This window comes from Pseudoalteromonas 'SMAR', from assembly GCF_048515945.1.
Lineage (GTDB): Bacteria > Pseudomonadota > Gammaproteobacteria > Enterobacterales > Alteromonadaceae > Pseudoalteromonas.
Genome location: NZ_JBLWMW010000015.1, coordinates 44,142 through 57,185 on the forward strand (window position 1 = coordinate 44,142; position 13,044 = coordinate 57,185).

A 13,044-nucleotide genomic window follows, 5' to 3' on the forward strand; every position below is an offset into this window, starting at 1 on the left:
ACCACCCCAGCTAAAAGTGAAACTATAAAGTATAATAATTAAACAAAAAAATACCGGTTTCATCATTGCCAGAGCCACGACAACAGGAGCAGGGTCTAGCTCGACGAAATGCTAGATTAGAGTCTTTACTTAAAAAGTATAAGAGAAAGTCTCAACTGCAATACGCTTTAATTCAGTTATCGGAACAGGCCAGTACTGTTGCTGAGTTAACCCTGTTGTATCCCGCCATTCACAATATTCTGTCACAATACCTGCCCAGTGAAAGCTTTTATGTGGTGCTGCAAAATCGTTATACCCAAGCATTAGAATTATCCTATTTTGTCGATGAAAAAGACGGCATCTCTGTGCCACTGCATGAATCGCATCACTTTAATCAGGGTGTCACTGGCTACGTATTTAAAACTGGGAAAACCGTTTACCTAACCAAACAGCAAATGCTCGACCAGGCTGCCGCCGGTGACTTTACCATTATGGGTAGCCAAGCCGAGCACTGGGTAGGTGTACCAATTTACCGCGATGGCACTATTATTGGTGTGATGGTATCGCAAAGTTATCAAGAGTCGCAGTCATATAGCGAGCATCAAGTCGAGTTGCTTGAGGTCATGTCGTTGTATCTGGCTACGGCCATTGAGCGAGTTAAAAAACGTGAGCTATTAGAGTCCGAGGTAAAAATTCGCACTCGCGCCTTAATGCAAAGTAATGAGGCACTGAATAAAGAAATAGAATCACGGAAGCGAGCACTAGAACGCCAGCAAATTCTATTTAAAATTTCAGAACTTGCCACCCAGTTTTCCGATATTGATGACGTTTATCAGCAAGTTCATGACATTATTCGTTCCATCACCTTCGCTGACAATCTCTATATTGCCCTCTATGACAAAGAAAACAACTGGCTGACTTTTCCTTACAGCGTCGATGAACAAACCAGTTATCATCCCCGCCCTTTTGCCAATGGTTACAGCGAGTTGGTGCTGCGTACAGAGCAGAGCCAGCTCATTGATAGCGACCGCGCGAAGGAGTTAGTGGCTAACGGTACCGTAAAGCGCCCTAAGAGTTACGACCGTCGTTTAGCCGCCACCAGCTGGCTCGGTGCCCCACTTAAAACAGCGACTGGGGTTATGGGTCTGATCGCTTGTCAGGCTTACCACCATAAATACGAATTCGATTATGAAGATGTTGAACTGATCTCCTTTGTCTCGAATCAAATTGCTCAAGTACTACAAACCCACTTAGCTAATCAGGCGCTGAAAACCAGTCACCAACAATTAGAGCATCGAGTCGCAGAAAAAACCAAAGAGCTACAACAAACCAACTTGCATTTACAAATGCAAATTGAAGAGCGCAAAAAGATCGAACAACAACTGTATCATGACGCCCACCACGACAGTTTAACCGGTTTGCCTAACCGCAGCTTGTTCCTTACGCAGTTGGAAAAAACACTGAAAAAGCATCACCGCTACCCAGAGAATAACTTTGCGGTGCTGTTTATTGATCTCGATAAATTCAAAGACATTAATGATGAACTGGGTCACCAAGCGGGCGATCAGTTTTTAGTTTGGGTTGCTCAGTCGTTTGAAGAATGCATTCGTGAACACGACTTATTGGCACGACTCGCAGGAGATGAGTTTGTGGTCCTGCTTGACCACCTCACCGACCGCCAGCAAGCAGAAGACGTCGCCAAACGAATTATCAAAGTCATGCAACAGCCGTTTTGCTTAAAAGGGGTCTGTATGCAAAGCGGCGCCAGTATTGGCATTACCTACAGCAGTAAGTCTTATCGCAATACCGATGAAATCATTCGCGATGCCGATGCCGCCATGTATTATGCCAAGAATGCTGGCCGAGGACGCTATGAGTTTTACCATCCTCTTCTAACCGCAGGCAATAGTAGCCATAAACAGCAAGAGCACCATCACTTAGATAAACTGCCAACTCATTTTAGAGCAACACAAATCGTAGCCTGGGAAGATAAAGTAGCCGCCATTTCGTTCTTAGAAGCGTTTGGAGAGCACCCTGTGCTGGGGAGCACCAACTTTGATATTTTGAAAAAGTTCGCTGCTGAAAAAGCACAACATTTAGAGGTGGAGTTGCACCTACTTAAACTGGCACAACAACTTGGGGCGCAGCAGCAAGGTGAAATGCTCTTCGGCTGCTCAACCATGTTACTCGAAAGCAGTCACTTTAGTGCCTTACAGCAACAGCTTAAGCAACAAGAATCTTCATTGTGCCTGTTATTTGAAGAAAATGAGCTGCGTTTTGCCTCCAGTCAGCAAATTCAAAACCTGAAACTATTAGCCGCTGAGGGCATTTCCATTGGTTTAAATAACTTTGGTAAAGACCGCTGTGATTTAACCTTAATTAGTCAGGTAGACTTCGACTTTGTGCTGTTAAGCTCCACATTTAGTAAACGCGTATTGCAACAGAGCAGCTATGAGGTGCAGTTGCAAGGGATCTTAGCGGTGACCAAAGTAAAAGGCATTAAGGTCATTGCCCGAGGCCCTGCCATCTTGAACTTCAGAAGTTTACTCGAAAAGCACGGCCTGAGCTTATTCTTTGGCAAACAACAGATGCTGGGACACAATTATCAAAACGGACTGAGCAGCTATATACCGAGTTTAGATAGCGGATCACTGCCGTCTTAACATGGCGCGAAGATTGGCAACATTGGACTGCCCTTTTGCCATTCGTTCTTGCTGTGTCGCCACCTTCTTTTTCCCTTCTATTTGTAAATCATCTTGTGGTAACTCCTGCACAAAGCGACTTAACTCTGGAGTGATTTGCTCACCAAACTGACGCCGACTTTTGGTATAAGTCAGTGTTAAACTCTGCTGCGCCCGAGTAATACCAACATAAGCCAAACGCCGCTCTTCCTCAACGTTGTCCTCATCAATGCTGCTTTGGTGGGGTAATAAACCTTCTTCCATGCCCACCATAAACACATGAGGATACTCGAGCCCTTTTGAGGCATGTAAAGTTAATAGCTGCACCGCATCGGAATCATCTTCCTCTTCATTACGCTCTAGCATATCGCGCAAGGTCAGCTTACTGACCACTTCAGGTAATGTCATGGCTGGATTATCGGCATCGCCAGTGAGCATATCGCTGATCCAACGGTACAGCTCAGAGACATTTTTCATTCGCATTTCAGCGGCTTTTGCGCTTGGCGAGGACTCGTATAAATACGCTTCATAGTTAATTTCACGGATCATGTCTTTCACTGCTTCGAGGGTATCGCCTCGTGTTGCCCTGTCAGATAACTCCACCACCCAGCGGGCAAAGCCCATCAGTGCATTCAAGCCTCGTCCACTTAGACGTTGCGTAAGCTCAGTTTCAAAACAGGCAGCGAACAAACTAATATGGCGCTCGTTGGCAAAACTTCCCAGTTTTTCTAGCGTCACAGGACCAATCTCACGTCGTGGTGTATTGACGATGCGCAAAAAGGCGTTGTCATCATCTTGGTTAACCAAAAAACGTAAATAAGCCATGATGTCTTTGATCTCGCTGCGAGCAAAAAACGACATCCCGCCACTAATTTTATATGGGATACGGTTGGTCATCAGCGCTTTTTCAAATACTCGAGCTTGGTGGTTGCCACGATACAGCAAGGCATAATCACGATAACTGGTGCGCTTCATAAACTTGTGCGAAATAATCTCCGCCACCACTCGCTCTGCCTCATGCTCTTCATCACGAGTGCCGATAACGCGAATAGGATCGCCATAGCCCAGCTCACTAAACAGCTGCTTGTCAAACTCATGGGGGTTATTGGCAATGAGGATATTGGCCGCTTTAAGAATACGCCCTGCACTACGGTAATTTTGCTCTAGCTTGATCAGCCGAAGTCCGGGAAAGTCTTTACTCAATAACACCAAATTTTGTGGTTTGGCACCGCGCCAAGAATAGATAGACTGATCGTCGTCTCCCACCACCGTAAAGCGCGCCCGCTCCCCTACTAACAGTTTAACCAATTGGTACTGACTGGTGTTGGTGTCTTGATACTCATCCACGAGCAAATATCGGAAGCGATTTTGCCACTTTTCACGTACTTCAGGCGATTGATTCAACAACAACGTGGGGATCATGATCAAGTCATCAAAGTCGAGAGCATTGTAAGCACGCAGCTGATTTTGGTAGCGCGCATATAGCTGAGCAAAAAGCGCTTTTTGCGGCTCTTTCGCTTCTCGGATTGCCCTTTCAGGCAATATTAACTCATTCTTCCAGCTGCCAATCTGCATTTTTAACAGGTTGAGTAAGTCTTTATCTTTATCCAGCTCTTTTTCTGTGAGCTCACTTAACAGCTGGCCTGTGTCTTGATCATCAAATAGCGAAAAGCCAGGCTTGAAACCCAGGGTTTTCACCTCTTTTTTAATGATCTCTAACCCCAGTGTATGAAAAGTCGACACCCATAAGCCCTTGGCCTCTTGCTTACCTAAGGTTTGCGCTACACGCTCACGCATTTCTTTTGCCGCTTTGTTAGTGAACGTCACCGCGGCAATGTTGCGCGCTTGGTATTGGCAGTTTTGCACTAAGTGAGCAATTTTGTTGGTGATCACCCGAGTTTTACCTGAGCCGGCCCCGGCAAGGACTAAGCATGGACCGCTGATGTATTTTACGGCTTCATTTTGTTTGGGGTTGAGCTTCATCTTTCTATCCGGTTGTTCACAGTGGTAATAGGCGCCCTAAAACATGGGCTGAGGGTGTCGCTTTAAACTAAGCAGCCTAGTTTACCGTATCAGTACAAAACTATGAAGCGAACCTTTGACGGTTGCCGTGCATAAGGTAAGATGAAGGTAATCACCGACTCATGTAAGTTAAGGTAATAAGATGATTAATCCAGCCAAAATTGAAGAAATTGCCAAACAAATTTCCAGCAATATGCCACAAGGGGTGAAGAACCTTGCGGATACCTTTGAGGCAAGAACCAAGCAGGCTATCCAAGCGAAGCTCGCGGAAATGGATTTTGTTAGCCGCGAAGAATTTGATATTCAAAGTAAAGTGCTTATTCGCACCCGCGAAAAGCTTACTGAATTAGAGCAAAAAGTGGCACAGCTCGAGGCGCAATTAGCGGATAACGCCAGCGACTCAAAAGAGTAACAGCCGAATGGGCGTGCGTGCACGCCTAGGCCGCTATCAGGTGTATTTTTGACTAATATCCAATAACGCCTGCTCATAGTTCAGTGCCAATGCCTCACTTCCCGCTACCGAGCCGACGACTTCGTTAAGTAGACCATCTGTTAGGCCATACACCCAACCATGAATGCTTAAGGCCTGGCCACGCTGCCACGCACCTTGCACGATATTGCTAAAGCAGACATTTCTAACTTGCTCAATCACGTTTAACTCGCATAGCACATTCCCCTGTTGTGCAGCTGCGGTGCGCTCCACTAGCGCACGATGTTTTTCTTTGACATCGGTTACATGACGCAGCCAGTTGTCAATAAGGCCATATTTGGCATTGTCTAATACCGCCTGCACACCACCACAGCCATAATGACCCACCACCATTATGTGCTTCACTTTAAGCACTTCCACGGCGTATTGCATGACCGATAAACAATTATGATCGGTGTGCACGACTACGTTTGCAACGTTACGATGTACAAATAGTTCACCCGGCATTAAATCAACAATTTCGTTAGCGGGAACCCTTGAATCAGAACAACCAATCCAGAGGTATTCCGGTTGTTGTTGCTGCGATAACTTATCAAAGAAGCCTGGATCGTTGGCATGGGTGCGAGCGGCCCACTTTTGATTACTTTCCAGTAAATGTTGTAACGCTTTCGATTGACACATTATGGCAGCTCCGCTTGGATTAAAATATTTCTTGGCGTCAGTGACTTCTGGCAAAAGGTGGTTAATTGCACTTGGTAACCCGCCGCTTCAAGGTAAAGCACTCGGTCTAGTACTAACCACATCTCGATGGCGCGGCGGAATAAGTGCCTAACCAGCTCGATTCTATCGGTTACCTGTTTACGCGCTTGGCCGAGGCTTTCATAACGTGCAAAGTCGATCCCTGTAGGGAGACTGATTTGCTTTTGCTCTGCCGCCCAGTGACAAAAGTCGGCAAAGCTTTGTGAGAAAATGGCCTTATTCACTGAAGGCACACTCACGTAACCCTGCTCACCGGTAATGTCTCTGCGCAGGGCATCAAAGCCCAGCCGCCAGCTGACCTCTTTTTTACGCACCTGAGCCACCCGCCCTGGGGCCGTAACCGTTTCTTGTAGCGCCAGCTTCATGTCGTGGTGTGATAAGCTTAGCTGACTTTGCTGCGCCTCAACACTCATGGCTTGATAACCTGGAGGCGTGAAAAGGTGATAACAACAAGGCGATAACGACAGCTTGGGCATGTCATTGGCAACCGCTTGCTGCATAAAAACACGGTGTAATTGCCCACAAGCATGCAGTGCCACACCATGACGATTGTCAGCAAAATGATGGCCAATGTCATCACTGAGCACATCAGCACAATGAAAGTGTAAGTTTAGTCCTTGGCGCTTAGCGCTTTGCTCTCCCTGACGACACAAGTCAGCTTGCAGTTCAATACTGTTCACCTCAGGTGCGCCATGATACGCCAGCATTCGACCTAAGTGCCCTTTTCCCGCACACCATTCTAGTACCGCACTATTGGTTTCACCGATGGCGGCGACAAAGTCTTGTAACTGCGCTAACTTACGCCCTTTAATGCCATTGCTGAGCCAAAAAGGGAGGGTATCACGGGGCTTATCATGCATAGGTAACTGTAGCAGCGGCGGCAGCTGGCTAAGTGCGGTAATACTCGGCATAAAGAAAGCGTTGAGCGCCTTACTGTCGTTATCAAGCGCCGTTACTTGCTCATCATCCAGTGCTAACAGAGCGGCAGCCAGCTCCGGCCAAGGAATGGTGTGATGCTCGAAAGCGACCACTTGCCAATACTGACGAGTAGAAAAAAGCAGTTCATCGAGGTGTTTAAAGCGCGCTTTATAGTTCACAGTGGCCACAGATGGAGAAAATAATGGCCTAGTTTAACGTAATTTTTGCCGATATTTGCGAGAAAATATCAAATGTACATACATTGGTATACAAATCACCGTCAAAATCGCGGCAATGATTAACACCCAAGACAATTCGAGCGTGGCTTCATTTTCATCAGTGTAAATAAATTCTGCTTTATGTTGTTGAAATAAAGCAAGGTCTAGATGATAAAGCTGAGCAATCCACTGCCACTTAGCTGCCGACATCCGACCTATGGGGATATTACCCACTTTAATGTAGTTGCGAAGTTTTTCCGCTTCATAAGCCAGCTGAGCGACACTTTTATGCTGAGCATAATGTTGTTGCGTTATTAATACCGCCTCTTCAAGGTGGTTAAGGGCATAACGCCAGCCTTTAAGGCTTGCGCGACGAAAGCGCTTCACCAAGTCGGGTTTTTGCGCCACCATGCGTTCAGTAGTAAACAGCACATCAGCATAAACGTTAAGGCCATGTTGCATAGGGCAAATTTCACGGGTTTTAATGCCTAACTGCTGCGCCTGATAAGGCTCGTTGGTACTATATACTTGCATCGCATCGTACTTGCCATTGATAAAATCTTGCAGTGGATCGGCACTGGCATAAAGCTGAATAGCATCAGGATTAATTCCCGCTCGACGCAACATCATCATCAACTCGCCATTTTCGGAATGACCGAGATGGCTGAGTTTCTTCCCTTTTAAATCACTCGGCGCGTAGATATCGCTGTCGGCTCGAACCATCCAGCAATAAGGTGAAGACTGTAAAATAGCGGCCAGAGCAACATACGGCTCGCCTGCCAGGCGCTGTTTTAATAGCCCAGAATGAAAGACACCAAACTGAGCTTGGCCATACAACACTTTAAAATCGACGTCGGGGTTGTTGGGATCCGCGGCAACAATCTCAACCTCAATACCTTCGTCGGCATAAAAGCCCTTTTCCTTGGCTAAATAATAACCGGCAAATTGAAACTGATGGGTCCACTTGAGTTGCAACACCACCCGCTCAGTGGCTTTGATACTGAATGACAGCAGGAGTAACGCGGCGGTTATAAAAAGGCGAGACATCATATCCTTATGTATTTATGCAAATATTGGCTAACTATAGCTGAAATAGCACGCTCTGCCATACCACATTAAGTCGCTAAGGTGTGCAAGCCTGGTCACAGTACGGTGATCTGTTGTTGCCACTGCGGCCCTAACTGCTGCAACAAATACTGTTGGCTCTGTGCAGCACTATTGCGGCAATGAATATCATAGCCATTGCCATTATTGACCTCAATAATACTAATGTAGTCATCAGCGACACTGATTTGGCCAATTTTGTCTATGGCAATGCGCTTGCCAGTTTTACCTGGATATTGCAGCACTAACTCATCGCCCTCTCGTTTGATTGCCTGCTCAACAGTCTGGCTACCATATAGGCCACCTCCCTCAACCAATAGCGTCATTGTTATCACTGCACAAACTAAAAGGATGATGGTTTTCAGCGCTAGGTCGTGCGACGAAAAGTGCTGAAATGCCAAGATGAAGCCGGCTAATAACAATAACCGCTGCAGTAACACTAAACTCTTTTCTGGCCATGTCTGTTGCGGTTTAATTTTTAAATTCAGCATAGAGGATGTCCTTATAAGCAAAGCCACCCTAGACTATCCGATAGCTTTTTCATTATCCAGCTTTTTGCTGTTTCAGCGCCTCACCATGGAGAAAGCGCGCAAAGCAAGGATTCTGGGTTTCTTCTTGAAAATGGTAGCCTAATTTTGCCAAATGCTGATCAAAACGCTCATAGTCATGAGCCGCCACCTCAAACGCCGCCAAAACATTGCCCTGCGCAGCACCATGATTTCGATAATGAAACAAGGTAATATTCCAATTACTGCCTAACATTTCTAAAAAGCGTGCCAAGGCACCAGGGTATTCGGGAAACTCAAATCGCAACAGTCGCTCAGCCATCACTTGCGGCGGTTTGCCTCCGACCATGTAACGCACATGCAACTTGGCTAATTCATTATCAGACAAATCATCAAATTGGTAACCGCCCTCTGCCAATGCCGCACTGAGCTCATCGAGCTCTTGCTGACCATTTCTGAGCCCCACTCCCACAAAGATCTGCGCCTCTGCACTGTCAGCATAACGGTAATTGAACTCGGTGATCGCGCGTCCACCCAGTGACTGACAAAAGCGTTTAAAGCTGCCTTTTTGTTCCGGGATAGTGACGCCAAACAACGCCTCATGCTTGGCACCCAGCGCCGTTCGCTCGGCAATGTAACGCAAGCGATCAAAGTTTAAATTGGCGCCCGATAAAATCGCGGCCACGCTAAGCCCTTTTTCGTTGCTTTGTGCTAGCCACTTTTTCAGACCTGCGGTCGATAATGCTCCCGAGGGCTCTGCGGTAGCCCGAGTCTCGACAAAAATATCCTGTACCGCGGCACAAATCTCGTCGGCCGACACAGTGACCACCTCATCACAAAACTTTTGTGCTAAACGAAAGGTTTCAGAACCAATTAACTTGACTGCCACACCATCTGCAAAGCTACCTACTTGCGACAGCTCCACCGGCTCGCCGGCAGCCATCGCCGCTTTTAAGCAGGCGCTGTCTTCGGCTTCGACACCGATAACGCGAATATCCGGGCGCAATGACTTCAAATACACCGCCATGCCCGCCAATAAGCCACCGCCGCCCACGGGGATAAACACCACATCGAGCTTTTCAAGTTGCTGCATCAACTCTCGCGCTACTGTGCCTTGGCCAATAATCACATCCTTATCATCGAACGGGGGTACAAACACCCCGTCATGCTCATCACACAACGCCAAGGCATACTGTTTGGCGGCGTCAAAGTGGTGACCATGTAAGATCACCTCAGCTCCGAGCTTACGCACGGCATTAACTTTGATCTCGGGGGTAGTGAGTGGCATCACTATGGTGGCATGCTGCCCTAAGTGCGTGGCGCTTAATGCCACACCTTGAGCGTGGTTCCCTGCCGACGCGGTATATACACGCGCCCCTTTTGGCAGCTGACGCAGCTTGTTAAAGGCCCCCCGTAACTTAAATGAGTATACCGGTTGTTGATCTTCTCTTTTTAGCCAGATATCGTTGCCCAGTCGTGCCGACATTTGTTCCAGCTGATTGACCTGCGTCACCTGCACCAAAGGGTCGACATTGGCTTGGATGATGGCACGAAAATAATCTAACTCTTGAGCAACCATCGCTAACTCAGCTCCTCTAATTTTTGCAGGTCTCGAACTGCTCCCTTATCCGCACTGGTGGCCAATAAGGCGTAGGCTTTTAATGCCGGGCTGACATAGCGCTCTCGGTTAACCGGCTTGTAAGCCTCTTTGCCTCGAGCATCTTGTTTGGCACGGCGCAGGGCAAGTTCCGTGTCATCTAATTTAACGTCAATGCTGCGCTGATAAATGTCGATAGCCACAATGTCGCCATCTTCAACCAAGGCTAGAGCACCGCCGCTAGCGGCCTCTGGGGAAGCATGGCCAATCGATAGCCCTGAAGTACCACCGGAAAAGCGACCATCGGTTAACAAGGCACAGTCTTTGTCTAATCCCATCGATTTTAAGTAGCTGGTTGGGTAAAGCATTTCTTGCATGCCTGGACCACCTTTGGGCCCTTCGTAGCGAATGATAACAACGTCGCCCTTTTTCACTTTGCCACCTAAAATGCCTTCTACGGCATCATCTTGTGATTCAAAAACCACCGCAGGACCGGTGAAGCGGAGCATTTCATCTTCTACCCCCGCGCTTTTCACAACACAGCCATCCGGTGCCAAATTTCCTTTCAATACGGCTAAGCCGCCATCTTGACGAAAGGCATGCTCAATAGAACGAATACAGCCCCCTTCACGGTCAAGGTCGAGCTCTTGCCAACGATAATCTTGACTCATGCCTTGCGTAGTTCGGATCCCGGCAGGACCGGCTCGATAAAACGTTTGCGCACGTTCATTATTACTGTCGCTGGCATCCCAACGAGCAATGACCTCACCTAAGCTACCACCTGCAACGTGCCCAACACTGAGATCCAGCTTACCACCTTGCGCTAACTCTTTGAGGATAGCCATGATCCCTCCTGCGCGGTGGACATCTTCAATATGATATTGTGGCGTTGCTGGGGCTACCTTACAAAGAAACGGCGTCTTGCGCGAAAGCTGATCGATGTCATTTAAATCAAAATCAACCTCACCTTCTTGAGCGGCTGCCAACAAATGCAAAATCGTATTGGAAGACCCACCCATGGCAATATCGAGTGTCATAGCATTGGTAAACGCCGCCTGATTGGCGATGTTGCGAGGCAACACTTGTTCATTGTCTTTGCCATAATATTCATCACACAAAGCCACAATACGTTTCGCCGCGCCAAGATAAAGCTGCTCACGATCTTTGTGAGTAGCTAGGGTCGTACCATTGCCGGGCAATGCCAACCCCAGCGCTTCGAGTAAGCAGTTCATGGAATTTGCCGTAAACATGCCAGAACACGAACCACAGGTTGGACAGGCGGAGCGCTCAACCTGTTCCGAGTCTTCATCACTGACGCTCGGATCGGCGCCTTTTACCATGGCATCGACGAGATCGAGTTTCAGGTCGATATCGGCCAGGCGAGTTTTACCTGCCTCCATGGGACCGCCTGAGGCGAAGATAACCGGAATATTCAGTCGTAATGCAGCCAGCAACATGCCTGGGGTGATCTTGTCACAGTTAGAGATGCACACCATGGCATCAGCGCAGTGAGCATTGACCATGTATTCCACTGAATCCGCAATTAAATCCCGTGATGGCAGTGAATACAGCATGCCGCCATGACCCATAGCAATACCATCATCAATGGCAATGGTATTAAATTCACGGGGCACACCACCCGCTTCGGTAATGGCATCAGCCAGCAGTGAGCTCAACTGATTAAGGTGAACATGGCCAGGCACAAATTGTGTGAAAGAGTTGACCACGGCAATAATCGGTTTATGAAAATCGCCATCGGTCATGCCTGTGGCACGCCAAAGTGCACGAGCACCGGCTCGTTGTCTACCCTCTGTGGTTGTTTTGCTGCGTAATTTAGCCATGTTTCACCTTTGCTCGGTAAACCGAGTTCCTCATTCCCAAAAAATATTAAGTTAATTAATCGTTTACGTACTCAAGCCAGCCGTTTTCATCTTCCGCTTCACCCTTCACTAAGGCAAAATAGGCTTGCTGTAGCTCTGCGGTGATAGGGCCACGACCGCCATTGCCTACCGCAATTTGATCGACGCTTCTCACTGGTACCACCTCAGCCGCAGTACCTACCATAAAGAACTCATCAGCCAAGTAGAGCGCTTCACGAGCAATGGGCTCCTCGCGGACTTCATAACCGCGTTGGCGTGCTAAGTGAATGATGGTATCGCGAGTTAAACCAGGTAAAATACATGCGGTCGTCGGTGGGGTATAAAGCACCCCTTTTTTCACCACAAACAGGTTTTCACCGGCGCCTTCACTGAGATAGCCATTAACGTCCAGGGCAATCCCCTCAACGTAACCATTGCGCTTTGCCTCTCCGGAGATGAGTTGTGAAGATAAATAGTTACCCCCGGCTTTTGCAGCCGTCGGCATGGTATTTGGTGCCAAACGGCTCCAAGAAGAAACACAGACATCAACCCCCTGTGCCAGTCCTTCTTCACCCAGATAAGCCCCCCACTCCATTGCCGCCACCGTCATCTCTGCGCGGTGAGACTTGGGGTTAAGGCCCAAACCAACATGACCTAAAAAGGCAAACGGTCGTAAGTAGGCATTACTAAACTCATTCACACGGATGGTTTCTTTACACGCTGCAATGACTTCTTCAGGTGTATAAGGGATCTCCATACGATAGATTTTCGCCGAATCAAATAAGCGCTGGATATGATCGGTTAAACGAAACACCGCGGGACCCTTTGGCGTATCATAAGCGCGGATCCCCTCAAAAACTGAGCTGCCATAATGCAAGGCATGGCTAAGCACATGCGTGGTTGCCTGATGATAAGGAACCATTTCTCCGTTGTGCCAAATAAGTTCTGATGTTTGTGTCATTGTTAACTAC

Annotated in this window: 10 protein-coding genes; 2 read left to right on the forward strand and 8 right to left on the reverse strand. The window is 47.7% G+C overall.

Annotated elements, in window-relative coordinates:
- Positions 1-65 precede the first annotated feature (65 nt).
- A complete protein-coding gene (locus ACNKW2_RS08380) occupies positions 66-2,642 on the forward strand; it encodes a bifunctional diguanylate cyclase/phosphodiesterase (RefSeq protein WP_419148149.1) in 2,577 nt (858 codons plus the stop codon).
- Here ACNKW2_RS08380 and rep read toward each other — a convergent pair.
- Positions 2,628-4,643, reverse strand: coding sequence for a DNA helicase Rep (gene rep / locus ACNKW2_RS08385; protein ID WP_419148150.1), 2,016 nt, complete (start codon positions 4,641-4,643; stop codon positions 2,628-2,630). The two genes, ACNKW2_RS08380 and rep, sit on opposite strands and share 15 nt — an antisense overlap.
- Positions 4,644-4,824: 181 nt before the next feature.
- Between rep and ubiK the strand changes: the two genes are divergently transcribed.
- Positions 4,825-5,094 carry a ubiquinone biosynthesis accessory factor UbiK gene (ubiK, locus tag ACNKW2_RS08390; RefSeq protein WP_419148151.1) on the forward strand — a complete coding sequence of 90 codons (270 nt, stop codon included), beginning with the start codon at positions 4,825-4,827 and terminating at the stop codon, positions 5,092-5,094.
- Between the two features lie 36 nt (positions 5,095-5,130).
- Here ubiK and can read toward each other — a convergent pair whose 3' ends face one another.
- The 7 genes from can to ACNKW2_RS08425 form a co-directional block, all read right to left on the reverse strand.
- A complete protein-coding gene (gene can, locus ACNKW2_RS08395; protein ID WP_419148152.1) occupies positions 5,131-5,793 on the reverse strand; it encodes a carbonate dehydratase in 663 nt (220 codons plus the stop codon).
- Positions 5,793-6,968, reverse strand: coding sequence for a methyltransferase (locus ACNKW2_RS08400; RefSeq protein WP_419148153.1), 1,176 nt, complete (start codon positions 6,966-6,968; stop codon positions 5,793-5,795). Before ACNKW2_RS08400 ends, can begins: the two co-directional genes overlap by 1 nt.
- Positions 6,969-7,001: 33 nt before the next feature.
- Complete coding sequence (locus tag ACNKW2_RS08405) at positions 7,002-8,054, reverse strand: ABC transporter substrate-binding protein (RefSeq protein WP_419148183.1); 1,053 nt, start codon at positions 8,052-8,054, stop codon at positions 7,002-7,004.
- Between the two features lie 95 nt (positions 8,055-8,149).
- Positions 8,150-8,602 (reverse strand): hypothetical protein, encoded by a 453-nt coding sequence (locus ACNKW2_RS08410; protein WP_419148154.1) that lies wholly within the window; start codon positions 8,600-8,602, stop codon positions 8,150-8,152.
- Positions 8,603-8,654: 52 nt separating this feature from the next.
- Entirely contained in the window at positions 8,655-10,196 is a 1,542-nt protein-coding gene (gene ilvA, locus ACNKW2_RS08415) for a threonine ammonia-lyase, biosynthetic (RefSeq protein ID WP_419148155.1), read from the reverse strand.
- A gap of 2 nt (positions 10,197-10,198) precedes the next feature.
- On the reverse strand, positions 10,199-12,055 hold the full coding sequence (ilvD, locus tag ACNKW2_RS08420; protein WP_419148156.1) for a dihydroxy-acid dehydratase: 1,857 nt from the start codon (positions 12,053-12,055) through the stop codon (positions 10,199-10,201).
- A 55-nt stretch (positions 12,056-12,110) separates the two neighbouring features.
- Positions 12,111-13,034: a branched-chain amino acid transaminase gene (locus ACNKW2_RS08425; protein WP_419148157.1), complete on the reverse strand. Its 924-nt coding sequence runs from the start codon at positions 13,032-13,034 to the stop codon at positions 12,111-12,113.
- Positions 13,035-13,044 lie beyond the last annotated feature (10 nt).